The sequence below is a fragment of the Ruegeria sp. F11 genome, assembly GCF_056533855.1.
The window spans coordinates 79,557-103,497 of sequence record NZ_JBQFOW010000004.1 but is presented as its reverse complement, the minus strand read 5'-3'; the positions used below and the strand labels follow the sequence as shown (position 1 = coordinate 103,497).

21 protein-coding genes and 2 pseudogenes are annotated in these 23,941 nt (G+C 59.1%); 11 read left to right on the top strand and 12 right to left on the bottom strand.

All coding sequences use genetic code 11. The features are described 5' to 3' along the window. Positions 1-92: 92 nt before the first annotated feature. Together ACR0NJ_RS06660 and ACR0NJ_RS06655 are read left to right on the top strand one after the other, a co-directional pair. Positions 93-398, top strand: coding sequence for an FAD-dependent oxidoreductase (locus tag ACR0NJ_RS06660; protein WP_480816521.1), 306 nt, complete (start codon positions 93-95; stop codon positions 396-398). A gap of 178 nt (positions 399-576) precedes the next feature. After that, a pseudogene (locus ACR0NJ_RS06655) lies at positions 577-1,248 on the top strand (IS6 family transposase). A 70-nt stretch (positions 1,249-1,318) separates the two neighbouring features. Here ACR0NJ_RS06655 and tcuB read toward each other — a convergent pair. From tcuB to ACR0NJ_RS06620, 7 genes are all read right to left on the bottom strand, one after another. Continuing rightward, the gene (tcuB, locus tag ACR0NJ_RS06650) at positions 1,319-2,383 is read right to left on the bottom strand and encodes a tricarballylate utilization 4Fe-4S protein TcuB (RefSeq protein WP_480816346.1); all 1,065 of its coding nucleotides are present in this window, start codon (positions 2,381-2,383) and stop codon (positions 1,319-1,321) included. After that, the gene (tcuA, locus tag ACR0NJ_RS06645) at positions 2,373-3,767 is read right to left on the bottom strand and encodes an FAD-dependent tricarballylate dehydrogenase TcuA (protein ID WP_480816345.1); all 1,395 of its coding nucleotides are present in this window, start codon (positions 3,765-3,767) and stop codon (positions 2,373-2,375) included. The genes tcuB and tcuA overlap by 11 nt, the downstream gene beginning before the upstream one ends. Before the next feature lie 197 nt (positions 3,768-3,964). Then, positions 3,965-4,942, bottom strand: coding sequence for a D-2-hydroxyacid dehydrogenase family protein (locus ACR0NJ_RS06640; protein WP_480816344.1), 978 nt, complete (start codon positions 4,940-4,942; stop codon positions 3,965-3,967). Beyond that, complete coding sequence (locus tag ACR0NJ_RS06635) at positions 4,939-5,175, bottom strand: hypothetical protein (protein ID WP_480816343.1); 237 nt, start codon at positions 5,173-5,175, stop codon at positions 4,939-4,941. Before ACR0NJ_RS06635 ends, ACR0NJ_RS06640 begins: the two co-directional genes overlap by 4 nt. A gap of 49 nt (positions 5,176-5,224) precedes the next feature. Continuing rightward, positions 5,225-6,313, bottom strand: a complete 1,089-nt coding sequence (locus tag ACR0NJ_RS06630; RefSeq protein WP_480816342.1) for a 4-oxalomesaconate tautomerase — start codon at positions 6,311-6,313, stop codon at positions 5,225-5,227. An 8-nt stretch (positions 6,314-6,321) separates the two neighbouring features. Then, positions 6,322-8,352, bottom strand: a complete 2,031-nt coding sequence (locus tag ACR0NJ_RS06625; RefSeq protein WP_480816341.1) for a tripartite tricarboxylate transporter permease — start codon at positions 8,350-8,352, stop codon at positions 6,322-6,324. A gap of 79 nt (positions 8,353-8,431) precedes the next feature. Next, positions 8,432-9,520 carry a tricarboxylate transporter gene (locus tag ACR0NJ_RS06620; protein ID WP_480816340.1) on the bottom strand — a complete coding sequence of 363 codons (1,089 nt, stop codon included), beginning with the start codon at positions 9,518-9,520 and terminating at the stop codon, positions 8,432-8,434. 139 nt (positions 9,521-9,659) lie between these two features. On the opposite strand from ACR0NJ_RS06620, the gene ACR0NJ_RS06615 reads away from it, so the two are divergent. The 3 genes from ACR0NJ_RS06615 (at position 9,660) to ACR0NJ_RS06605 (ending at position 12,347) form a co-directional block, all read left to right on the top strand. Next, entirely contained in the window at positions 9,660-10,328 is a 669-nt protein-coding gene (locus ACR0NJ_RS06615; protein WP_480816339.1) for a response regulator transcription factor, read from the top strand. Next, complete coding sequence (locus ACR0NJ_RS06610) at positions 10,325-11,692, top strand: sensor histidine kinase (protein WP_480816338.1); 1,368 nt, start codon at positions 10,325-10,327, stop codon at positions 11,690-11,692. The genes ACR0NJ_RS06615 and ACR0NJ_RS06610 overlap by 4 nt, the downstream gene beginning before the upstream one ends. 112 nt (positions 11,693-11,804) lie before the next feature. Next, positions 11,805-12,347, top strand: coding sequence for a luciferase domain-containing protein (locus ACR0NJ_RS06605; RefSeq protein ID WP_480816337.1), 543 nt, complete (start codon positions 11,805-11,807; stop codon positions 12,345-12,347). Positions 12,348-12,460: 113 nt separating this feature from the next. Here ACR0NJ_RS06605 and ACR0NJ_RS06600 read toward each other — a convergent pair whose 3' ends face one another. From ACR0NJ_RS06600 to ACR0NJ_RS06580, 5 genes are read right to left on the bottom strand one after another with little or no spacing between them, the layout of a single operon-like run. Beyond that, positions 12,461-13,381, bottom strand: coding sequence for a hypothetical protein (locus ACR0NJ_RS06600; protein WP_480816336.1), 921 nt, complete (start codon positions 13,379-13,381; stop codon positions 12,461-12,463). Positions 13,382-13,393: 12 nt separating this feature from the next. Next, positions 13,394-14,701, bottom strand: a complete 1,308-nt coding sequence (locus ACR0NJ_RS06595) for a TRAP transporter large permease (RefSeq protein WP_480816335.1) — start codon at positions 14,699-14,701, stop codon at positions 13,394-13,396. Positions 14,702-14,705: 4 nt separating this feature from the next. Next, positions 14,706-15,242 carry a TRAP transporter small permease gene (locus ACR0NJ_RS06590; RefSeq protein WP_480816334.1) on the bottom strand — a complete coding sequence of 179 codons (537 nt, stop codon included), beginning with the start codon at positions 15,240-15,242 and terminating at the stop codon, positions 14,706-14,708. Positions 15,243-15,301: 59 nt separating this feature from the next. Continuing rightward, a complete protein-coding gene (locus ACR0NJ_RS06585) occupies positions 15,302-16,282 on the bottom strand; it encodes a TRAP transporter substrate-binding protein (RefSeq protein WP_480816333.1) in 981 nt (326 codons plus the stop codon). Between the two features lie 33 nt (positions 16,283-16,315). Then, positions 16,316-17,557: an NAD(P)/FAD-dependent oxidoreductase gene (locus tag ACR0NJ_RS06580; RefSeq protein WP_480816520.1), complete on the bottom strand. Its 1,242-nt coding sequence runs from the start codon at positions 17,555-17,557 to the stop codon at positions 16,316-16,318. Between the two features lie 99 nt (positions 17,558-17,656). On the opposite strand from ACR0NJ_RS06580, the gene ACR0NJ_RS06575 reads away from it, so the two are divergent. From ACR0NJ_RS06575 to ACR0NJ_RS06550, 6 genes and pseudogenes are all read left to right on the top strand, one after another. Then, positions 17,657-18,358 carry a GntR family transcriptional regulator gene (locus tag ACR0NJ_RS06575; RefSeq protein ID WP_480816332.1) on the top strand — a complete coding sequence of 234 codons (702 nt, stop codon included), beginning with the start codon at positions 17,657-17,659 and terminating at the stop codon, positions 18,356-18,358. Beyond that, complete coding sequence (locus tag ACR0NJ_RS06570; protein ID WP_480816331.1) at positions 18,355-19,101, top strand: aspartate/glutamate racemase family protein; 747 nt, start codon at positions 18,355-18,357, stop codon at positions 19,099-19,101. Before ACR0NJ_RS06575 ends, ACR0NJ_RS06570 begins: the two co-directional genes overlap by 4 nt. After that, entirely contained in the window at positions 19,098-20,225 is a 1,128-nt protein-coding gene (locus tag ACR0NJ_RS06565) for an enolase C-terminal domain-like protein (RefSeq protein WP_480816330.1), read from the top strand. Before ACR0NJ_RS06570 ends, ACR0NJ_RS06565 begins: the two co-directional genes overlap by 4 nt. Beyond that, positions 20,226-21,953: a thiamine pyrophosphate-binding protein gene (locus ACR0NJ_RS06560; RefSeq protein WP_480816329.1), complete on the top strand. Its 1,728-nt coding sequence runs from the start codon at positions 20,226-20,228 to the stop codon at positions 21,951-21,953. 94 nt (positions 21,954-22,047) lie between these two features. Next, positions 22,048-23,053 (top strand): annotated as a pseudogene (locus tag ACR0NJ_RS06555) (IS110 family RNA-guided transposase). Between the two features lie 514 nt (positions 23,054-23,567). After that, entirely contained in the window at positions 23,568-23,729 is a 162-nt protein-coding gene (locus tag ACR0NJ_RS06550; RefSeq protein ID WP_480816328.1) for a hypothetical protein, read from the top strand. The last annotated feature ends 212 nt before the right edge of the window (positions 23,730-23,941 follow it).

Sequence of the window (23,941 nt, the reverse complement as noted above, 5' to 3'; positions counted from 1 at the left end):
AAAGTTCCCATCATTGCCGACCATGGCTTTCAAAAGCGGTTCGACAGGCCCGCGCGTTTGAACGATCCGCATTGTTTGTTGACATCCGCGTCGTGGCATCTCCGATGCCCGACGGATTGCGACTTAGAACCGAGGCTGGGTTTACCTCGGCCAGCCGCCCTCCGGATTATACGCGGATGGGGCCGATTTTCCGGAAAGCTGAGAAGATCATAGGGATCGGAGATCAAACCGCAGCGCTTTGGTCGGGTGACCGGCCCAGCACACCGGATTCGTTATCCACCATCGGTCCAACACCGCAAAACCCAAGGGTTTTTGTTGCGTCCGGTCATGGTCACATAAGCCTTATCCTTCCCGCCGTTACGGCAGAAATGACCCGCGCGTATATCTCGGGCACTTAGATCGGAAAAACCCGCCGCAGCAAATATCAACCAAGTTCCTAAGGCCCGATCGAATGCCGCAGTTTGATTGCCACTTCATAAAGCTCGCAACTCCGAGGATTCCGTCGCAAACTTAATGTCCACCTGTCAGACGACGCTTCGTTTTGGTAGTCCGTGCTCTGAATGACCGGAGCAGACGGTGACAATCTCGTTAAAGTTCGCGCATTCTCCAAAAGAAGTGATCTTGTACGTTTTTTCTTCTATCGTGGATACGGCGTATCATATCGGGCTTGTAGTAAATTGTGGCGGAAAGAGGCGTTGAACTCGGTCATGCAACTCTGAACCTGTGGGTGAGACTATTCGCTGGTCTAGTAGCTGATGCTTCGCCGTACAAATAGCGTCCCGCTGACCATTTATGGCACATGGATGGGACTTATGAGGAAGTGAAGTGTGAGTGGTTTTACCTTTATCCAGCCATCGACAAAAACGGCAAGACACTGGCTTTCATGCTATCTGAGCAACGGAATAAGGCCGCTGCGGCGAGGTTCTTCGCGCGCGCTCTCGGGGTAAGCGGTTTGCCATGGAAGATTGTCGCCAAAAAAATGTTGCCAATGCGGCTGGCATCAAAGCCATCAACAAGATGCTCAAGAGCTTTGATTGCCCGATCCTGATCGATATGGTCAGGCGGAAATACCTCGATACCATCATCGAACAGGATCACCCTTTCATCAAACGACGGATCAGACTCATGCTGGGTTTCAAATCTCTCTCATCAGCCGCATCTGTCCAGGCAGGCATAGAACTGATCCGCAAAGTTCGATTCACGCCCGGAAACCGTCCGTTTCGCCAATTCGCGGAACTGGCTTCTTAGCCCATCCGTCCGGTGTGTTTTCTTCCGTCACCTAACACTTCGCAACAGAACCCGGCCAGTGCATACCCAGTCAGACCCGTTGACGCTGCGCATCCCGGACAAGCGCTGCAAGCCGATAAAACCCGTGGGCCATTTTGGTGTAGGGCGTCAGTAGAAAGAATGTCAGAACCGATCCGAGATGAATGGCGAGCAGAACTGGCATCAGCGGTGTTGAGCCGAGGGCAAAAAGGATAAGCCCGCTCAGCCCGACAAACCCAAGCAACAGGATGAAGCCGATCTCGCCGCCCCAGGCTGACGGATCGCCGAGATCGCGGTCGGATTTCTGCTTGAGATGCGCCATCGCACCACAACCCACTGTCAGAAGAAGACCGCCGGAAATCCCGAGCAGTTTGGGCAAGTACCAGAATCCGTAGGGCGCGTGCAGCCCAAAGCCGTAATGCAGAACAGTCGCCACCGAGGTCGAGGCAAAGCACAACAGGAAGCCGTACAGGATAGCCTGATGAATATGACGTCGGGCCTGACTGAACCGGTCTTCGTCCTCGAAGTTGCAGCCCTCGCCATGTCCGGCAGCCAGATCCTGCATCTTGCCCGCGCGTTTGCAGGCGGCCATCAGGTCGGAAATTTGGACGGGTTCGCCGCCGACCGCATGCCAATAGCGCCGTAGGCTGATGCCGATGCTGACCAGCGGCAGCAGGAAAGCGGGGGTGAAGATCGCTACCATCGCAGTGTGGGACAGGACGGCGTAGAAGCCCTCGCCCCCGCTCGATCCGATGGCGCGGATAGCCCAGAACATCAGGGCAAACCCGACCACCAGCGCCAGGGCGATGGCCCCGCCATGGGTATGAAACCGACGCGCCAGAGGCTGCGGCCAGGCAAAGCTTTCCCAACTGTCCCTGCGCACCTCGGCCAGCGCTTTGGGCAGGTTCAGGTCGAACTCGTGCGGAGCCGTGTATTGGCAAGCATAGTAGCACCCCCTGCAGTTGTGGCAGAGATTGGCCAGTTGGGTGATGTCTCCATACGAGAATGCCCGCCGCGCATGCAGGGATGGAAAGACCGAGCAATAGCCCTCACAGTACCGGCAGGCGTTGCAGATCTCGGCCTGACGGCGGGCCTCTTGTATCAGTTCAGTTTGCATAGGCTGCGGCCTCACGTCCTGCGATGCGTCCGAAAACGGTTCCGATGGTCATGCCGAACCCGGCCAGATAGCCTTGGCCAAGGATCGACCCGGCCATGGTTTCCCCCGCCGCCCAGAGGTTTTTGATCTTGCCGTTGGAGGTCGAACACTGGGCTGTGTCATCAACCCTGAGCCCCAGATAGGTGAAGGTCACGCCGGTGCGCAGCGAGTAGCCATAGAAGGGCGGCTCGGTGATCGGGCGGGCCCAATTGGTTTTGGGCGGGGTCAGGCCGGTGGTCGCGACACCGTCCAGTTCGGTCGGATAAAAGCCACTGGTGTCGCCGCAGGCTTGGTTGAAGTCATTGACGGTGGCCGTCAGCTTGTCGGCGGGAAGGCCCAGCAAGCCCGCCAGCTCGTCCAGAGTATCCGCTTTTAATGGCGGAAAGACCGAAGGCATAAACAGGTTCAGCGACTTGGCATCGATGATCACATAGCCCACCTGATCCGGCTGGCCCGCCACCAGACGCCCCCAGATCGCGTAGCGTTTGGGCCAGACATCCTCGCCTTCGTCACAGAACCGTTCCGCGTCTTTGTTCACGACGATGGAAAACGGCACGCAGTCCAGACGGGTGACGATGCCGCCATCGAATTTCGGCGCGCGCCCGTCAATGGCCACAGCGTGGCATTGGGTCGGGTCGCCGACGCTCTCGACCCCTTGATCCAGAAGGTCGGCCAGCACCACGCCGCGGTTATACGGCGTGCCACGGATCAGGAAGTTCTTTGCAGGCGCGCCCCAGGCGCGGGTCAGCCAATCGGTATCCGCCTGAAACCCGCCCGAGGCAACGATGACCGCTTTCGGCGTGATCCGGTGGGATTGCCCTGCATAGGTGTAGTCCACCCACTCGATCCGATCGCCACTTAATTCCAGATGCGTGACGGCGGCCTCATACAGCACATCAACGCCCAGACCGGCCGCTGTTCGGTAATAGGCGTTCACCAGAGATTTCCCGCCCCCCATGAAGAACGCATTGGTGCGCGCCAGCGACAATGTGCCGGACAGCGAAGGTTGAAAGCGCACCCCGTGCGCCTCCATCCAAGGCAGGCATTCTTCCGAGGTGCGGATCGCCAAACGAGCGAGATGTTCATCGGTTTTGCCGCCGGTGACCTTCAGTAGGTCCGAGAGGTATTCGTCTTCGCTGTAATCTTCAATTAACGGACCCAGAGGGGCGCCGTGCATGCAGCGAAAGTTGCGGGTGTGGCGCGAGTTGCCCCCGCGATAGGGCTTCGGCGCCGTTTCAAGGATCAGAACGCGGGCACCGGCCTCAGCCGCGGTCATCGAGGCGCAGAGGGCTGCATTTCCGCCGCCGATCACAGCGATATCGTAAGCTTCCTTTTTGGGGGCCATGTCCTGTTTTACCTACCGAATTTAGCCTCAGCCGCTGGGCTAACGTGGGTTCGCAGCTGCGTTGCGTCCATTTGTATACATATGGATACATATCGAGTCAATACGGTCAAAACCCGACCCTACGGACGGGGCCGTTCCGGAGTTTCCCCACCATTTGACGCGGATCGTGCCTGTGACCTTCGTGGCGGCCCGTCTGGCTACGCGCCGGTCCAAACCTCAGGATTGATCATGTGGATCGGCGCGCCATTGGCATAGGCGTTCACCTGATCGAAGATGTCAGCGAATTGCAGGTCGAACTCGTCCTCGGTCACGAAACCGATATGCGGCGTCGAGATCAGGTTGGGATGTGACAGCAGCGGATCGTTCGGATTGGTCAGCGGCTCAGCGTCGAAGACGTCAATCGCCGCTTTGCCGGGGCGACCGGCATTGAGCGCCTCAAGCAAAGCACCGGGTGCGATCAGCCCTGCCCTTGAGGTATTCACGAACAGCGCGCCCGGCTGCATCTGCGCGAAATCCGATACGGTGATGATCCCGCGCGTGTCCGGTTTCAGGCGCACATGAACCGAGACCACGTCGCTGTCCGCAAAGAAAGCCCGACGGCTGGTCGCGACCTGCATCCCATCGGCCTGCGCCCGCGCCCGGCCGTCCTCCGAAGACCACCAGACCACATTCATCCCAAACGCATCGGCATAGCCCGCAACCGCGCGGGCGATGCGGCCATAGCCGTAAAGCCCCAACTGCCGCCCCCTCAGCGTCTTGCCGACCCCGGCCTGCCAGCGCCCCGCCTTGACAGAGGCCATTTGCCCCGGCAAATCGCGCATCCCGGCCATGATCAGCGCCCAGGTCAACTCGGCAGCCGCGTAGGACGGAGTGCCTGCATGCATATTCGAGCACAACAGCACGCCATGATCCGAACAGGCCTGCACGTCCACATGAGGATACACGCTGCGCTGGCTGATCAGTTTCAGATGGGGCAAGTCTGCAAGCAACTCTCGCGTCACTTTGGTACGCTCCCGGAACAGCACGACTGCCTCGGCCTCCTGCAACCGCAAGGCTAGGCTGGCGGTGTCTTCGACGTGATCGGTCCAGACCGTCACCTCATGTTCGGCCAGCTTGGCAAAGCAAGGCAACCCGCGCAGCGTGTCGAACCAGTCATCCAGAATGTGAACTTTCATCGGCTTTCGATACTCCGCCCGGGGGCCAGGTTTCGGGGTGTCGGAACAAAATTTGGCGCTTCAAGGGCCGCCAGCGCGCTGCGAACCCGTTCGCTTTGATCGAGCAGGTGATTGAACTGCACGTCGCACCCCGCAATCGGTGTCGGGTACCGCGCCATGTCTCGTCGCAGCGCGGCCTGTGCCAGCTTGAGTTCCTGCCGGGCGATGTCGAGGCATTCAGAATAGTCCGTCATAGGGGCCTCCTTATTGTATACCTTAGTATACCGAACTGGTGGAGGCCAATCAACTCCCGTTCCAGACGCTGTTGGGGACATAGATATACCCATCGGCCAGCTTGCGCGCGGTGCGTATCAGACCGGCAGAGTTCAGCAAAAACCCCTCGTCCGTTGAGAAATCCACCAGAACGTCGATGATCCCAGAGGCATGTTCCAGAACCACCTGCGCCGGTCTGGAGTTGCCCCTGTTCAGTAGCCCGTCCGCCACGGTTCCCGGCGTCAAGGCGCAGGAGGCCATGCATTGCGCGCCGGTGACCGCCATCGTCGGGTGCGTTTTCCACGGCATGAAATACCGAACGGTGATGGTACCCCCATCTCGAGCGGGGGCGAGAAGCCCGAATTTGGGCGTGACCGACTGGGAGACATCGCCCATGCCCATCAACTGCCCTGCTTCGATCCGAATGGCCTCCATCCGGTCAAAAAAGGCGCGGTTGGCGTCCAGTTCTTCCGCGCTTTCATACCCGGTCAGGCCAAAATCGGACGCCCGCGCAATGGCCATGGGCATGGCGACATCCATGCAGGTCAACTCAACCCCCAGTACGGTGTCGCGCAGATGTCCGGTGGGCAGAAAGGCCCCGGTCGATGAGCCGACAACCCCCATGAAGCTAAGTTGCACCGGCGCGGCGTATCCCGGAACACCGGCGATTTCGGCACCCCCGTCGTAGGTCAGTTCGCCGCCCGGCGTCTGCACCTGGGCGACAACCTGGGCGCCTGTATTGACGGCGCGGATGCGGATTTCGGTCTGATCCCCATTGGGCCGGGTCAAACCCATCTCGATTGCAGCGGGACCAACCCCGGACAGGATGTTGCCGCAGGTCGGTTTGAAATCCACCAGCTTCTCCTCGACCGAGACCTGGGCGAAGAAATAGTCGATATCGGCCCAGTCATCGTCACTGACCGACAGCATGGCCACCTTGGTCGTCACCGCCGCGCCGCCGCCGATCCCGTCGATGTTCAGCGGGTGACCGGCCCCAACCGCGGCGATCAGGACGTCGGCCAGAACCCCCTGATCCTCGGGAAGGTCGGACTTGCGAAAATAAGGCCCACGCGAGGTGCCGCCGCGCATGAAGATGTAGGGGATTGCGGTTTGTTTCACGGCGCGGCTCATTTCAGCGGCCACGGCAGATCCACCATGTCCTGCAACAGACCCGGTGGGAAGTCGCGGTTCAGTGCGCCCGCCATCAGGCACATGAAGCCGATGCCGCAGGCGGTCAGGATCAGGGTCATCTGCCAACTGGCACCGGCCCGAATGCGGAAGAAGGCGATCAGGAAGCCCAGCAGCGCAAGGATGAAGCCCAAGACCCATGTGGCTGCGATCAGGCTCGCGAACCAGGCCAGTGTGGACCACAGACCGTGGGGGGCACTGGCGTCTTCACCGGCGATTTCCTTGTCGGCAAAGATCGCATCGCCCTCGGGCCGCCGCATCATCTGGATCAGAAGGATCACGCAGCAGAACAGGGAAACGCTGCCGATCACCAGCGGGATGACTTTGTCGGTCATGTTGTAGTCGGGAATCATGTTGGCGTTGACCAAAGCGACGATCAGATAGGCCATGATGACCAGCAGGAAGACCAGCGGCGCGCGTTTGTGCCCGGCCTGTACATCACCTTCGGCCATGATCATCTTGGCCTGACGAATGCCCAGAATGACCGACGCCACAGTGACGACGATCAGCACGATAACGATGGGGCTGAAGACATATTCCATCCCCTCGCCGAAGCTTTTGCGGAACCGGAATGAGGCGATCTGGAACGCCTGATTGGTGAACTTCTCAACCGGGTTTGACAGCACGAACCCGATCAGGAAAGCCGGGCGCGACCAGTCGAAGCGGCGCAGGAAGATGCCGATCAGGCCGATCACGAACAGGGCCAGAAGGTCTTCGAAGTTTTGCCCGGACTGGAAGGCTGCAAAGCTGATCAGCATGAACAGGAACGGCGCCAGAAAGGTGAAGCGGATCGTGGTCAGCTTGGCGATCCCGCCCGAAGCCGCGATGCACAGGATGGTGCCGACAACGTTGGCCAGCGCCAGCAGCCAGACAATCGAATAGGTGATATCGAGATTGTCCTTGAGCATGCTCGGACCGACCTCGATATCACCGGAGCCCAGCAGTGCTACGGCACCGATGAAGATCGCCATCGAGCCGGAACCGGGGATGCCGAACAGCAGGGTTGGCACAAGCCCCCCACCCTCTTTCGCGTTGTTCGAGCTTTCCGGGCCGATCACACCGCGCACTTCGCCTTTGCCGAAGTTGCTTTTGTCCTTGGTGGACTGAACCGAATGGCCATAGGCGATCCAGTCGACAACCGAACCTCCAAGACCGGGAATGACGCCCACCACCACGCCAATGATCGAACAACGGACCGACAGCCAGATATTGGCGGCCCAGTCTTTGACACCGTCCAGCCAACCGGCCCCCAGCGAGGCCCCTTTGGCAATCGATCGGTCCTGCCGCAGCAGCGAGACGATCTCGGGCACCGCAAAGATGCCCAGACCGACGATGACCAGCTTCAGACCGTCCGTCAGATAGGGAATGTCATAGGTCGCCATCCGCAGCGACCCGCCTGCGTCAGCCTCACCAATCGTGCCGACCATCAGGCCCAGACCGGCGGCGGCGACGCCTTTCAGCGGGATGCGCCCGGCGAGGATGGCAACCATCGACAGGCCGAGAATGGTGATCATCAACATCTCGGGCAGGCCGAAGGCCAGAACGATGGGACGTGCGATCAGGATGAACATGGTCAGGAAGGTCGCGCCCACCAGACCGCCGAATAGCGACGAGGAAAAGGCCGCCGACAGCGCGCGCGCAGCCTCGCCCTTTTTGGCCATGGGGAAGCCGTCCAGCACCGTCGCTTGCGAAGCGGAACTGCCGGGAATGCCCATAAGAACCGAGGCGAAGGTGTCCGAGGTGGGCACAACGGCAACCATCCCGATCATCAGCGCCAGACCAAGGATCGGGTCCATGCCGAACATGAAAGGCAGCAACAGGGACAGACCTGCGATGCCGCCCAGCCCCGGAAAGACGCCCACGGCCAGCCCCATAACGACACCGAGAACGAGGTAGCCCAGAACGATGGGTTGCAGGATCAGACCCCACGCGTCGCTGAGCGCAGGTAGAGCGGTGGCGAAAACCTCCATAGCGGTCGCCTTTCATTGTTTGTCTTGTGTGCAGAAAAGCGCGCGCCCTTCACTGGGGCACGCGCTGCGGCATGTCGGCTTAGTTCAGCTCGACGCCGTAAGCCTCTTTCAGCCAGTTCAGGACATATTGCTTGGCGTTGTCGTCCACATTGGTCGCCGTCTGCAGCGCTGATTTGGAGCCGTCGCCTACAAACACCGGATATTTGCCCACCCGTTTCGAGGAGATATCGGCAAAGTCGCCCCGTTCGGTCACGGCCTGGAACGCGGCGGTGTAGGCATCGACGACCTCAGGCGGCGTGTCACCGGGAAGGAAAGCCAGTTTCTGCACCGGGAAGCCGGCAACAAAAAAGGCTTTCCACGCATCCCATGCCTCACCGCTGGTTTCGCAGCCATCGGTGGCTTCGCAGACCTCTTTGAAGGTTGGGATATCCGGGAAGGTCGGATCGCGCACGATGTTGCCATCGGCATCCAGTGCACCCCAGGTCATCATCGGCACCGCTTGACCGGCCTCGACCAACGGGGCCGATCCGCCCAGATAGCCGGACGAGGTCTGGTAATCGATATTGGCCTCACCACGCTCGAACATCAGGCGGCCGTCACCGCGGCCCTTGATGCCAAAGACCGGTTCCACATTCATGCCCAGCATCTGCCAGGCCAGCAGCGGCACAAGGTCCAGACGGGTCGCGCCCTGCGAGCCGTAGATGAAGTTGGTGTCCTTCAGCGCATTGGCCGAGCCATCAAACTTGGCCCCGTCCTCGGCGTTCAGATAAGCGACACCGCCGGTGCCCGACGCCATGACCGGAATCCAGTCGTTATATTCATAACGCACGCGCGGATCGCTCAGCAGATAGGGGAACTGGGTGGAACCAGAGGTGCCGAACAGCAGGGTGCCATCATCGTGCTCCTGCTCCTGAAACCAGTTGGCACCTTTGGTCGAACCGGCACCGGGCATGAATTTCACCACCACGGTTGGCTGCCCCGGCAACGCTTCAGACAAAAGCGGTGCAAAGAAGTTGGCCCATTTGGCAGACCCACCCGTTTCCGAGAACGGGATGACCCATTCGATGGTCTTGCCCGAGAAATCGACCTCGGCGGCGGCAGGCGCTGCAACACCGGCGGCGGCAATCAGCCCTATGACGGCGCGGCGGGTGAAGTTGGAAATGGTCATTGGTTCCTCCCTGTTGACCAGACAACCACGCGAGCGCCCTTCGCGCTACCGTGATCGCAAATAGAACTGTGGGGTTGATTCCCCCTCCCATCTGGCAATCATGGAACGCCAACCTTGCGTGAAACTTGCAGGAGAGCTGATGCGGATCGTCATCGTCGAGGATAATGAACCCCTCGCCAACGCCATCGCCTATCGTCTGCGCGACAGGGGCCATGCCGCCGACGTGCTGACCGATGGCGACGCGGCGCACCTGTATCTGCAGCAGGAAGGCGCGGATCTGATCGTGCTGGATATCAACCTGCCGGGCCGGTCGGGGCTGGAGATCCTGCGATCCCTGCGCAACCGGGGCAACGGCGCGCCCGTGATCCTGCTGACCGCCCGGACCGAAACCAGCGACCGGGTGTCCGGGCTGGACATGGGGGCCGATGATTATCTGGTCAAACCCTTCGAGATGGACGAGCTTGAAGCGCGCATCCGGGCGCTGTCGCGCCGCAAACAGCTTGATTACGGCGCGCGCGAGCAGATCGGTAATCTGGAATTCGACCGGACCGCGCGTCAGGTCAGCGTACAAGGCGAGGTTCTGGATATTCCGCGTCGGGAAATGGCCGTGCTTGAATGCCTGTTGGAGCGTCGGGGAAGGATCGTTCCGAAAAACCAGTTGACCGATTATGTCTACGGTGTTGGCGCAGATGTGGAACCGTCCGCCGTCGAACCGCATGTGTCGCGGCTGCGCAAGCGACTGCAGGAACTGGGCATCCGGATCAAAACCGCCCGGGGCCTTGGGTATCTGCTTGAGGTAGAACAGTGATCCATCTCGGCTCACTCCGGCTCAGGCTGTTTGTTCTGATCCTGACCCCGCTCGTTTTGCTCGCGATCCTGCTGGGGCTGTGGCGCTTCACGGTCGCCCAACAGACAGCGCAGGAGCTTTTTGACGACAGCCTGCTCTCAGCCGGTCTAGCGATTTCCCGCGATGTGGCTGTTTCCGAAGGCGACGCCCTGTCGCCCACCACGCGCAGTCTGATCCGCGATGCGTCGGGCGGAGAGGTATTCTACCACGTGACCGGACCCGGCGGTATCTATGTGACGGGGTACGCCTATCCTCCGGCCTCCGCGGACCCCTCGGAACAGAACGCGTACCAGCCGCAGTTCTTTGAAGCGGTGTATCGGGGCGAGCCGGTGCGCGTTTTGAAAATGACGGAACGAGTCACACAGGAAAATTTACTGGGTGACGCGACAGTCACGGCTTGGCAGCGCATCGCGGACCGCAACGCCTTTGCCAATGAACTGTCGCTGCGCGCCGCGATCCTGATGGGTATCCTGCTGGCCACCCTCGCGATTGTCGTCTGGTTCGGCGTCGCGCGCGGTCTACGGCCATTGCTGGATTTGCAGGACGCAATCGACCTGCGTTCACCCGACGATCTGAGTGAGATCAGACGACCGGTTCCCTCCGAGGCACAAGGCATCGTCAAAACCCTGAACCGGCTGTTCGGTCAGGTGGAACGCAGCATCACCGCGCATCAAACCTTCATATCCGAAGCCGCCCACCAACTCCGGAATCCAGCAGCGGCGGTTCAATCCATGGCCGAGGCTCTTCGGGACGCAAAAACCGACGCGGACAGGGACAGGCGCATCGCCGATCTGGTGATCGCGGCCAAAGGGTCTGCGAATGTCGCAGAGCAATTGCTGTCTCTCGAACGTCTGCGGAACCCAACACATCTAGACAAGATCGAAGAGTTCGATTTTCGGGACATCGTCGAAGACGTCTGCACCGACATGGGCGTACACTTTCTTGCCAAAGGTATCGAGTTTGAACTCAGCATGCCGAATGAGGGAATACCGGTTTCCGGAGACAGGATCTTTCTGAGCGAGGCCATCAAGAACCTTCTCGACAACGCGCTTAGGCATGGCGGCAAAGGCCTGAGCGAAGTGTCGGTCACCGTGGCACGCAGGAATGACACGGTCGCTTTGACTGTGGCCGACGATGGCAAGGGCCTGTCCCCCGAACACAGCGAAACGGCCTTTGGACGATTTTCGCAACTGGAACCATCCGACGGAAGCGGGTTGGGATTGTCGATAGTGTCGGGCGTCGCGCAACGCCACGGGGGCCAGATTTCCATCAATCGGGCCGAACAGGGGGCAAGCCTTACGCTTCAACTACCGGTGCTTTCATAGATTACGTCCGGAGTTTACAACAAAAGCCCCGCACTTTTGCTATCGGGGGCTCTGTACGTATCCCACGAATGACCGTTTAGCGGACTGAAGTTGATCGAAGGGAGATTAAAATATGAAGGTAAGTCACCTCATCTTTCTGGCGCCCCTGACCTGCGTTTGTGGGGCCTCGCTCGCGTTGGCCGACCTGACAGACCTGCCGGTCCGTGAAACACCAGTCCCGCGAACAACAAATGGCGTGCCGCATATTCAGATCGATGTAGAGCCGGTACCGGAGATATCAGAGGCCCTTCTGAAAAAGGTGTCGAATCTGCCCGGCGTTGAGATCCGGCAAACGGTCGTATCCCTGCCAGGGGCTCTGGGCTTTTGGATCACCGAAAACACCGAACTGGCGCGACCCGAGGTTATTGTGGGTGGTCGTGAGTTCGCCCACTTGCACCCAGATGGTAGTCTGCATGCGTCGCTGTCCCCGGCGCTTGCGCAGGCGGCAACTGACAAGGGTTGGGCTGTCAGCCACCCATGGGCGGATCAAAGACCGGGTTGGGGTGGTTTTGTCATGATTTTTACACCGGTCAACACGGATGAGCTGGAAGTTGTGTTCGATCTGGTCGAGGCGTCATACGAGTTTGTGACGGGTCTGGGTTCATCATCAAACTGAAGTGATCATCGGCGCTGAAATAGTGGCCTTATCCAGCGAACGGGTGGTGTCAGAAAGATTCGGCTGCCAAGTGGTTGCTGATCGTAGAAATCTGACCGACCAATCGGGCAGAACTAGCGTGACATCATCAGGTTGATACGCGTCAGCAGGATCGGTGTCAGATACATTGGGATTTGATAGCAGCCCACAAAAACCAGCAAAGGGGCTGCGGCCTCGTCCGGCAGAACGATCAGGAATAGGGCGATATTGCGGTTGCCGGCGTAGATTGCCGTTGGAATAGCCATGCCCAGCCGCGCCGCGCTCGACAAGAACAAGGTCAAAGCGACCAGTGCAAAGTTGATTGCAAGGGCTGCCACCAACCACATTAGCATCGCAACGGGATCGGTACGGACAAGCGGGCCGATTGCGCTCATCAATCCGATCACCACGATACCCAGTAACAGGGCAGAACACCCGTCCAACATTTCCAGGGCCCTTGGCTTTCCCAACTCAGGAAACAGGTGCCGTATGGCAAAGCCCAGCCCGACAGACAAAAGGATCGCTGCAAGAAGACCAAGGGACAGGCTGATCCCGCTTTGTACGCCACCTCCGGCAGGATCGAGGATCAGAAAAACCGGCAAAGCGGTCAGGGGAAACAACCCTGTCCCCATAACCAAAAGCCGCATCCCCGGAGCGGGGTCCTGACCCATCATAATGGCGAAGTTCGGTGCCCCCGTAAGCGAGGGCGCGGCAAGCATCAAACAGACCGCCATAGCCAAGGGAAACTGCAACAGGCCCGTCGCTGCAAGCACAAGAATCACGATCAGCGGCAGCAGGGTCTGCAACACCCCGATACGCAGCAACGTTGGCATCAGGTCACCGCGCAAACCAAATGCCTGGCGCGCGCCCACGCGGATCCCCGTCACCAGCAGCAGGATTGCCACCAGAACCCCGATCCATGGGCGCAAAAACTCGGCAAGGTCGGGCGCCAGCAAACCGGCGATCAGGCCGGCGATCAGGCAGTATCGACCCTGCCGCCCAAGCCAGCTGAGCACGGCACCCACCTGTCAGGGGGCCTGACGCATGTTTTCGGGTAACCACATTGCTATGTCCGGGAACCAGATCAGAACAAAGCACATCAGCACCATGATCATGAACATCGGGAAAGCGGCGCGGGTGATATATCCCATTTCGTGTTCAGTCATGCCTTGCAGAACGAACAGGTTAAAACCGATGGGCGGCGTGATCTGCGCCATTTCGACCACAACGACGACAAAGATGCCGAACCAGATCAGGTCGATGCCCGCTTCACGCACCATCGGCTCAACCACGGCCATCGTCAGCACCACCGACGAAATGCCATCCAGAAACATACCCAGCACGATGTAGAACACCATAAGGATCATAAGCAGCTCGAACCGCGACAATTCCATCGAGGCAATTCCGTCGGCCAATGCACGCGGCAGACCGGTAAAGCCCATTGCCAGCTTCAAAAACGCGGCCCCGGCCAGGATCAGAGCGATCATCGCCGATGTCCGTGTCGCACCCATCAGGCTTTCGGTGAACGTGGTCCAGTTCAACGAACGCTGGCTTGCAGCCAGAACGAGTGACCCGATGACCCCGATGGCCGCAGCCTCGGTCGCGGTGGCCAGGCCCGCATACATCGATCCGATCACCACAAAGATCAGACACATGACCGGGATCAGAAAGCGCGAGTTCTTCAGCTTGTCGCCGAAGCTCATGAACGTTTCCTGCTTTGGGTTCCAGGACCCTGAGAACCATGAATACAGAGCCACATAACCCATGAACATCAACGCCAGACACAAGCCTGGAAATACGCCTGCAAAGAACAGTTGCGTGATGCTTTCATTCACGGTGACACCGTAGACGATCAGCGCAAGTGACGGCGGGATCATCAAGCCCAGCGTTGCCGCCCCGGCCAATGTGCCGATCACGATCCGCTCGGGGTAGTTGCGGGCGCGCAGTTCCGGGATCGACATCTTGCCCACTGTGGTCAGCGTCGCCGCCGACGACCCCGACACAGCCGCAAAAACCGTGCATCCGACGATATTGGTGTGCACCAGCCCTCCGGGCAAGCGCGCCATCCAGGGGGACAGGCCGCGAAACATGTCCTCGGACAACCGTGTTCGGAACAGGATCTCTCCCATCCAGATGAACAGGGGCAGCGCGGTCAGGGTCCAGCTGGAGGACGAGGCCCAGATCGTGGTGATCATAGTGTCACCGACGGGGCGGGTCGTGAACAGTTCCATCCCCACCCAGGCCACGCCCATCAAGGCCAGCCCAACCCAGACCCCGGTGCCCAACAACAGGAACAGGACAAACAGGAACAGGGTGATTGCATAGATTTCTTCCATCACGCTACTCCCCAAAACTCTGATCGACGAGATCGCGCTGAATGCGGTGATCCCCGCGGAAGATGACATGGATCAGATGATCGGTCAGCGATATCGCCAGAATGCCACCCCCAAGCACCATGACCGATTGCGGAATCCACAATGGCGTCGCGTCCTGAGCCTGGCTCAGTTCATTGAATTTCCACGACCAGTAGGTGAACCAGTAGGCGTAATATACGAAATACCACATCACGGCTGCCGCTATGGCGAAACACCAGATTTCCATCACCCGGCGAACCCCCTGCGGGACCGCGTTCAGCAGGATTGACACCCGGATATGCGCGCCCCGGTTCAGCGCGTTGGCAAAGGCGAAGAAGCTGGCTGCGGCCATCGCATAGCCAGCGTAATTCGCGGCTCCGGGGAATATCTCTCCGGTCCAGCGGGCCACCATCTGCGCGACGATCAGCAAAAGGATGGCGATCAGGCACAGTGCAGCCAGAACACCGGCTGCCAGATACAGAAAATCAAGAAAGCGGCGCAGGCCGCGCAAGGCACCCGTCATAGGTCAGTCTCCGGGGCTGATAACGCCCGGGCCAGCACATGCAGCCCGGGCAATCGCACTTATTGCGCCGCGTTATAGGCGTCGAGGATGGCCGTGCCTGTATCGCCCGCAGCCTCCAGCCACTCGGCCGTCATGGTTTCACCCACACCGCGCAGGTCGGACATCAACTGCTCACCCGCCGGTGCCACGCTCATTCCGCCCTCGGCCAGTCCGGCAAGGGTAAAGCCGGTGTATTCCTTGGCGCGCCATGTGCCCGCATATTCGGCCAGTTCTGCGCACGCCTTGATCACGTTCTTGTTCTGATCCGATACGCCGTTCCAGACATCGTTGTTGATCAGCATGTAGTTGCGAGGCAACCACGCATCGACGGAGTAGAAGTGGCTCAGGCTTTCCCAGACCTTGCGGTCGTATCCGGTGGCCCCGGATGACACCATAGATTCCGCCACGCCGGTGGCAAAGGCCTGGCTGATCTCGGCCGCCTCGATGGACACGGGAAGCATCTTGGTCAGTTCGGCCATTCGGGCCGTTGCATTGTTGTAGGACCGGAATTTCAGGCCTTCCATATCGGCCACGGAATTCACTTCCTTGTTGAAATACAGGCCCTGTGGAGGCCAGGGCACCGAATAGAGCATAGTCATGTTCTGCTCGGCCAGCAGGTCTTGCACATGCGGCAAAGCTGCCTCGTAAAGCTTTTCATGCTCGTCAAATGAGGACACCAGAAATGGCACGGAATCCCAGCCGAAGATGGCACTTTCGTTCTGGTGGCCGGACAGCAGTCGCTCGCCAATCGGTACTTGACCTGTTTGCACTGCCCGCTTGATGTCAGCCCCGGCATAAAGCGAACCGGATGGATGGGTTGTAATCTCGATCTCGCCACCGGTTCCGGTGGTCACGCATTTTGCAAACTCTGCCCCCGTTACCGAGTGAAAGTTGGACCCGGAATAGGCCATAGGCAAATCCCATTTTTCCTGCGCAGCCGCAGGTACGGCCAGCAATGTTGCCGCGGCAATCGTCGCACATGTCGTCGTGATTTTTGTCATTTTCCTCTCCCTGATGGTCAAATCCGCGCGGTCCTATGCAAAACGCATGGGATCAAATGCGCCAATGTCAGTGTTGACAGGTTGGCCCGCGACCAGACCCGCCACGATCCTTCCTGTTTTCGGGGCACCGGTCAATCCAATGTGATGGTGTCCAAAGGCGGCGAACACGCCCGTGCTTCGTACCTCACCTATCAAGGGCAGGCTATCTGACGGCGCAGGCCTGTGTCCGAGCCACGGCACTTCTTGCTTGTAAACCAGATTGGGAAAGGCCGCCTTTGCCTGCCGTCGCAGCAGGTTCAGCGCGGCGTCCGACGGTCCTGCATCCAACCCGCCAAATTCGACAACGCCAGCACAGCGCAGCCCTGCGGCCATGGGCGTGGCCACGAATTTACCGCTTGCCACCATGATGGGGTGGGATGGCCCACCCGCTGAGTCTTCGAATACGACATGATAGCCGCGCTCGGTCTCGATCGGGATGTTGAGACCCAATTTCCGCATCAGCGGTTTGGACCAGACACCGGTTGCCAGAATGACCTGATCGCAAACCTGCCGTCCGCCTGACGTAACGACGGCAACCACCTTGCCATCCGTCATTTCGAAATCCTTGATTTCGGCCTGTTGGATCGTGCCACCCGAGGCTTGGAAAACGGCGGCCAAGGCTTTTACATATCCGCCGGGATCACGGACATAGGCATGATCGGTCATGGTTGCCAGCAGCCCGACCGAAAGCGACAGGTTCGGCTCAAATGCGCGCAGATCATCGCCTTGCCTGAGGACAGGTTCGAATCCTGCCTCGCGCCGCAATCCCCATGTGTAGCTGTCCGCCTCAAAGGCCGCCCGGTCTGCGTAGGCAAAGGAATAATCGCTGTCTTGCACCCAATCCGCCGCGCTGGTGTCGGCAACAAGCGACTTGTGTTGGTCGACACTGTCGGCAACGATCGTGGTCAACCCGCTGGAAATCCGACGCGTGTCAGGGTCATTGGCCGTGCCCAGATACTTGATCAGCCAGGGCAAAAGCTTCGGGAAATACCCCCATTTCATGAACAAAGGAAAGTCCGGGTTCATCAACATCCTCGGTGCCTTGCGAACCAGCCCCGGTGCCGTCACAGGGGCCACCGAGCAGGCGGCAATCACCCCGGCATTGCCCCGGGACGTCCCTTCGCCCGGGGGCAGACGGTCAATGATCGTCACCTCGGCATCGGTAAAGCGGCGCAGCCAGATACCGGCTGATACACCGACAATTCCTGCACCCGCGATGATGATACGATTTGGAATGACCCCGTCCTTCGCATATCTGTATACAGATCAATGCACAGCATTGCGTTCAAAGCAAGCCTTGCGTACGCTGCTTGTGACTCTATGGGAAAAACCGATGTGACTCTCGCCCTTTCCAACGCCGAAGACACAGTCAGCGCGGTTTACGCGCAATTGCGTGTCATGGCGGCTTCGTTTGCTTTCAAACCCGGAGAACGGATCAACGAATCCGCCTTGTCCCGTGACCTCGGGGCCAGTCGCACGCCCCTGCGCGAGGCACTGAACCGTCTGGTGGCCGAGGGGTTCGTGGATTTCCACGCCGGGCGCGGATTCTTTTGCAGGGCGCTGTCCGATCAGCGGATTACGCACCTGTATCAGGCCCGCATGGCAATCGAGTGTGAAATCGCGCGCCAGGCCGCCCACAACGCCAGTCCGGACGATGTGCAGGGCATCAGCGCCGCCCTCGACGATACGGCCAGCGAATACGCCTCGTGCACGGACCCCTTGCGCCTGTTGGAGTTGGATGAGGCGTTTCACATGAGCCTTGCGCAGCTTTCGGGCAACCCGGAACTCATTCGCATGCTGGCGACGATCTATGACAAGATCCGCTTTGTGCGCGCGGCAGATCTGCGCAGTTTGCAGGCCGCCGGGCGAACCACAACGGAACGGCACCGCGTGGTTCTGGAACTGGTGCGCAAGGGGGATGCGGACGGGGCGGCTGCGGCCATGCGCCAACATATCGAAAACCGCGCACAGCATGCCTCCAAGGCCGTGCGCCTGGCTTTCGCGGACCTCTACGCCCCGCAGGAGACCCTTCGATGACAACGCATGGCGGCAAAACCGTGTACGGTGCCTCGGTCGGCATCCTGATGCTGAACACCCGTTTCCCGCGTATACCGGGCGATATCGGCAACGCAGCCACATGGCCTTTCCCCGTGCAGTACAAGGTTGTTACTGCAGCCACACCCGACAACGTTGTGCGTGGCGATGCTACACCGCTGCTGGACGCATTCATCGACGCAGGCCGCGAGTTGGTGGGATTGGGTTGCGACGGCATTGCCACGAATTGCGGCTTTCTCGTCCCGTTTCAGACCGAGATGTCCCGCGCACTTGGCGTACCCGTTGCATCGTCCTCGCTACTTCAGGCACCGCTTATCCGCCAGACTTTGCCCGCCGATCAGGAACTGGGCATCCTCACGATATCTTCGGAAACCCTGACCACCGCTCATCTGGACGCTGCGGGCATTCCCGAAGGCACGCCCATTGCCGGTACCGGCGCAGGCTCGCACTTTACCACGCAGGTGCTGGGTGACGCCGCGCAAATCGACTTTGATCAGGCCCGCGCCGACAATATCCGCGCCGCCCAGCGATTGGTGTCGGATCAGCCGAACATCGGGGCCATCCTGCTGGAATGCACCAACATGGTTCCCTATGCCGCTGACATTCGTCGTGCCACGGGCCGTCCGGTCTTTTCCATCTACACCTATCTATTGTGGTTCCAATCTGGCCTTTTGCCGCGCCGTTTCCCGCCCCATCTTGATGACATCCCGCAGGCGCAGCCATGAGCGACCACCGTATTACGGACCTGCGCGTCCACTGTGTTCACATCCCGGCACAGGCCGTTCATTCACATGGTTCGGGAGATGTCGGCGGGATCAACGCCGCCCTGTGCGAGTTGACCACGGACACCGGTCTGACCGGTTGGGGCGAGGCCTCTCCGTGGCCCGTATTCACCGGCACGGTCGAGGCGAATGCCGCTGCGTTGCATGTGTATCTGCGGCCCCATGTCATAGGTCAGGACCCGTGTCAGGTTGAACCGGTTATGGCACAGGCGGATCGCGTTCTGGTCGGCCATCCAGAGGCCAAAGCCGCCCTTGAATGCGCGCTGCTGGACCTCACCGGCCAAATCACGGGCCTACCGATCGCCGAGCTTGTGGGTGGCAGGCATCGCAGCGAAATCCCCCTCAGCTTTTCCGTCGCCAACCCGGATTTCGACGCCGACCTTAAGGACATTGCGCGGTTGTGGGCCGACGGTGTGCGGATATTCAAACTCAAGACCGGGTTTGCAGATCACGCCTTCGATCTCATGCGCCTTGAAAAGCTGCGCGATACCTATGGGGACGCCATAGGTCTGCGGATCGACTACAATCAGGGGCTTCCGGCGTATGATGCCATTCGCCATATCCGCGACCTCGAAGCGTTTCACCCGGACTTTGTCGAGCAGCCAGTGCGTATGCATGAGCGCGATGCCCTGGCCGAGATCACACGCGCCGTCGATGTCCCCATCATGGCGGATGAGGCCGTTTTCAACGTTCAACAGGCATTGCAGGGTGCCGGCTCCCGGATTGCAAATATCTTCTCGCTGAAAACCGCCAAATCCGGTGGCATCCGGCGCTGTATCGAAATCGCCGCCATTGCCCGCGCTACAGGCATCGAGGTGTATGGCGGCTGCATGTTCGAGACCTCTGTCGCCCATATGGCAGGCGGGCATCTGATGGCGGCCATTCCCGATCTGACACTGGGATGTGAGTTCTACATGTCCACCTACTATGCCGAGGCCGATATCGCCCAAACGCCTTTCCCGGTCCGCAACGGCCATGTGCAGGTTCCGGCAACGCCGGGCCTTGGTACCGCTCCGGACCCCGATACGTTGGCGCGCTACCGCACCCAACTTCTGAAGGACACGTAAATGGCCGAGCTGACACGAATGAACGGCGCGCAGGTTTTGCTAAATATGCTGGAACTGCATGGGGTCACGCATGTGTTCGGCCTGCCGGGCGAAACCACGATCGGCTGGTACAAGGAATGGCGGGCCCATTCGAATATCGAGTTCGTCCTGACCCGAGACGAACGCACGGCCTCGTACGCGGCAGAGGCCTATGCCAAGGTCACCGGCAAACCCGCCGTATTGGAAGCGCCAAGCCCCGGTGTCACCCATTGCACCCCCGGGATCACCGAAGCCTTCCTGAGCTCGGTTCCGGTCATTTTCTTCTCGTCCGACATCCCGATCAATCAAGACAAAAGGCACGGGCTGACAGGGGTCGATCAGACGGCCCTGTATGACTGCATCTGCAAGGAATCCTTTGTGATCACCAAAGTCCGCGAAATTCCGTTCCTGCTGCGCCGCGCCTTTCGCGTTGCAACCTCCGGTCGCCCGGCGCCTGTGCATATCCGGGTGCCAATCAACATCTTCGGGGAAGAAGCCGATATCGCCGATCTGTATGCCGAACCGGAATACAGCGCCTATCCGGCCCACCGCCCGGTCGCGGACCACAGCAAGGTGCAAGCGGCTATAAAGGCGCTGCTATCCGCAAAGAAGCCCGCAATTGTGTGCGGTCAGGGTGGCCTGATATCGAAGGCAACCGACGTCATTCTGGAACTCGCCGAGTTTCTGCAAATCCCCGTGGGGACGACGACACCGGGCAAGGGGACGATCCCTGAGGATCACCCGCTGGCCTTGCGGGTGATCGGGGCGCGGGGTGGCATGGAATATGCGAACCGGTACGTCCACGATGCAGATCTGATCTTCTTCATCGGAACGAATACCGACAGCGCCGCGACAGATCACTGGAAGCTGTACGGTGATCCGCAAGACAAAACCTTCCTGCATCTCGATATTGCCGAAGCGCATATCGGCAATAATTTTCCGGTCAAGGTTGGCCTTGCCGGTGATGCGCGCGCCACCCTTGCTTACATGATCGAAGTTCTGAAATCCGAACATGCCACCGTAACCCGACCGCGCATTGACCTGACACAGGTGAAACGTACCGCGCTGGACAAAGTTTTTAACGCAAACATCCCGATGCCTGCGGGAACGATATCGCCCGTAAAACTGTCACAGGCCCTCGACCGGATCATGCCAGCCGACGCCGTAGTCACGTCTGAACCGGGCGTCAGTGCGATTTATCCGTCCGCCCTGCTGACCTTTCGCGAGGCGGGCCGACGTTACATCACCAACTACTCAATGGGCGCGTTGGGCTATGCCATACCCGCAGGCCTGGGCGCGTCTTACGCGACTGACGGCCCGATCATCTCATTGACCGGTGACGGATCGATCGGGTTTGTGCTTGGGGATATGGAAACCATAAAGCGGTCGGGGAAGAATGTGACCATCATCCTCAACCGCAATGACAGTTTCGGGTGGATCCGGGGCGAGGCCGTGCTTCTTGACGATGTGGATGCGCCGTGGACAACGGATTTCGGCGCAGTGGACTATCTGAAAGTGGCCGAAGGCTTCGGCTTTGAAACCGCCCGCATCACGTCCGGTGACGAAATCGAGCCGATCCTGGCACAGGCAATTTCCAACCCCGGTGCCAATTTCATCGAGATGATGGTTCCGACCCAGGACAAAATCGTGCCCTTCGTCCCCAATTGGGTGCGGGCAGCGAAGGACAAGAACCTCCCGTATTTCTGTTAATGGGTAAGCGGTTTCCCCGGATATGAAGGTTTAGACGCCACCACTGGCCTCGATGTGCCATTGTGGGTTTGCAACAACCTAAATGGAGGCGTCTATGGAATTGACTAGCATGATTGGCTTGAATTTGGCGAAGAAGGTGTTCCAGGCGCGCGGAACAGATGGTTCGGGTCACTTTGTTCTTCTAAAGAAATTGCGCAGAGGCTAGGTCCTCAAGCATTTTGCCAAGCTACCGCATTGCGTGGTTGCCTGTGTAAGTGCGCACTACTGGGGGTGTGAGATCGGTCGATTGGGCCATTTTATCCCTCCAACCTGTGTGAGATCATTTGCCAAACGTCAGAAGAACGATATGGCTTATGCGGAAGAAATCTGTGAAGCTTCGTGCCGACCAACGATGCGTTTTGTTGCCGTAAAAAGTGAAGCGACGCAGGCGTCAGCGATGATACATCGGACTCGCGAGCCTTTGGTTCGGCAGTGCACTCATTTGACCATTGCTCTTCGAGGTCACCTTGGAGAGCTTGGCCAGTTCACGCCCCAAGGAAAAGCCAATTCTCATAAGCTTGTTGCCTTTTTGGACATTAGCGATAGCACGATCCCGGTTGCGGTCCGGGAATGTCTTGAAAGACTGATCAGCATGCTGGACCAACTGGATTGTCAAATCAAAGAGCTAGATGCCGAGATTACCCGCCGAGTACGGTCAATTGAAATGGCACTCCGCGTTATTGCGGTGCTAGGAATTGGCCCGCTCATCGCAACCGCAGTAGTGGCCCTTACCCCGACGCAGGAAACGTCCCGTCGTGGGCGTGACTTCGCGATTTGGCTCCGGTTGGTGCCAAGGCAGCATTCAACAGGGGGCAAACAACGTCTCAGGGCGAAAAAAGATGCGAAAGCGTTCGCTCAGGCGATTGTTGATCAACGGTGCAAACAGCGTTGCAATTTAGCTTTCATTTAATAAGCCAGGAAGCGATCCTTAGCTTGCTAGAATGATTGAGCGCGTGCCACCACTGCTGGGTCGCGTAGCCCTGGCCAACAAAATGGCGAGGATCGCTTGGGCTCTGATGAGCAAGGGGAAAGTCCACCGAACTCCAATCACCCGCGCATAGCGCATACGCGACGGTGAGGCGGCGGAAACGGAAAAGGACAAGGGCGGTTTGGCATCAGGATCGTGAGACCCGATCAGGAAAACCAGTTTTCAGCAGAGTGCTTTGAGCACGCGGTTCTGAGTTGGACTAGATCCGCTAACACCATACGAGTCAGAGGCATGAGCACAAGCCCCGCAACAAGCCGAACACATGTCAGAAGTACCCGAACCAATGCCAGGGAACCGACATAAGTCACCTCTTTCGGAAAATGTGGACCCTTGAATGAGATCTTCACTTTCGGCTCCTGTGAAATTCAAGCATCCACTACAGAAACGACGCGAAGTCTGTCAGTTGGGAACAATGTTCGGACAGCCCCTCCCCACCCTTTTTGAACGAGACGCAATCTATCTTACGCGCATTATTCGTTATTTTTGCCGATTACATAAATTGGCTCTCAAAATCTTAGCCACTCTCGATAAGTATCGCTTATCAGTAACGATTGATTTCATCGCGCAAACCGCGCAGAATGAACCTCATGAAGCCCCCTGCCCCATATCTGCCCGCCGCCTCTCCGTCGCTTTCTGTCGAAGATCAGGAGGCGCTGACCGATCTCTACGTGCGCGGCACGCCCGCCAATACGCTGCGTGGTTCCGCTCGTCGCAGAACTGGCCAGATGGCGGAGCCATGGTGTCGGTAATCATTCTCGATCACGCACGCGACCTAGAACAGCCGCCTGTCAAGAATGCCCTCTCTCGCCCAGCACTGGCGACGTGGATATCACATGGGTATAGCTGACCAACGGGCTGATCCCTCCGGAACGGTGAGTTCCGGTCTCCGACAACGCTCCGTTGACCACCACGCCCCTGCCCTTGCTCCGATGTACATCGTAGGCGTGAAGGGGCGTAGACC

What these genes read in the sequence shown, in the direction of transcription:
- tcuB (WP_480816346.1), bottom strand. Translation starts at nt 2,383, where the DNA reads ATGCAAACTGAACTGATACAAGAGGCCCGCCGTCAGGCCGAGATCTGC.
- tcuA (WP_480816345.1), bottom strand. Translation starts at nt 3,767, where the DNA reads ATGGCCCCCAAAAAGGAAGCTTACGATATCGCTGTGATCGGCGGCGGA.
- ACR0NJ_RS06640 (WP_480816344.1), bottom strand. Translation starts at nt 4,942, where the DNA reads ATGAAAGTTCACATTCTGGATGACTGGTTCGACACGCTGCGCGGGTTG.
- ACR0NJ_RS06635 (WP_480816343.1), bottom strand. Translation starts at nt 5,175, where the DNA reads ATGACGGACTATTCTGAATGCCTCGACATCGCCCGGCAGGAACTCAAG.
- ACR0NJ_RS06625 (WP_480816341.1), bottom strand. Translation starts at nt 8,352, where the DNA reads ATGGAGGTTTTCGCCACCGCTCTACCTGCGCTCAGCGACGCGTGGGGT.
- ACR0NJ_RS06620 (WP_480816340.1), bottom strand. Translation starts at nt 9,520, where the DNA reads ATGACCATTTCCAACTTCACCCGCCGCGCCGTCATAGGGCTGATTGCC.
- ACR0NJ_RS06615 (WP_480816339.1), top strand. Translation starts at nt 9,660, where the DNA reads ATGCGGATCGTCATCGTCGAGGATAATGAACCCCTCGCCAACGCCATC.
- ACR0NJ_RS06605 (WP_480816337.1), top strand. Translation starts at nt 11,805, where the DNA reads ATGAAGGTAAGTCACCTCATCTTTCTGGCGCCCCTGACCTGCGTTTGT.
- ACR0NJ_RS06595 (WP_480816335.1), bottom strand. Translation starts at nt 14,701, where the DNA reads ATGGAAGAAATCTATGCAATCACCCTGTTCCTGTTTGTCCTGTTCCTG.
- ACR0NJ_RS06590 (WP_480816334.1), bottom strand. Translation starts at nt 15,242, where the DNA reads ATGACGGGTGCCTTGCGCGGCCTGCGCCGCTTTCTTGATTTTCTGTAT.
- ACR0NJ_RS06585 (WP_480816333.1), bottom strand. Translation starts at nt 16,282, where the DNA reads ATGACAAAAATCACGACGACATGTGCGACGATTGCCGCGGCAACATTG.
- ACR0NJ_RS06570 (WP_480816331.1), top strand. Translation starts at nt 18,355, where the DNA reads ATGACAACGCATGGCGGCAAAACCGTGTACGGTGCCTCGGTCGGCATC.
- ACR0NJ_RS06565 (WP_480816330.1), top strand. Translation starts at nt 19,098, where the DNA reads ATGAGCGACCACCGTATTACGGACCTGCGCGTCCACTGTGTTCACATC.
- ACR0NJ_RS06560 (WP_480816329.1), top strand. Translation starts at nt 20,226, where the DNA reads ATGGCCGAGCTGACACGAATGAACGGCGCGCAGGTTTTGCTAAATATG.
- ACR0NJ_RS06550 (WP_480816328.1), top strand. Translation starts at nt 23,568, where the DNA reads ATGAAGCCCCCTGCCCCATATCTGCCCGCCGCCTCTCCGTCGCTTTCT.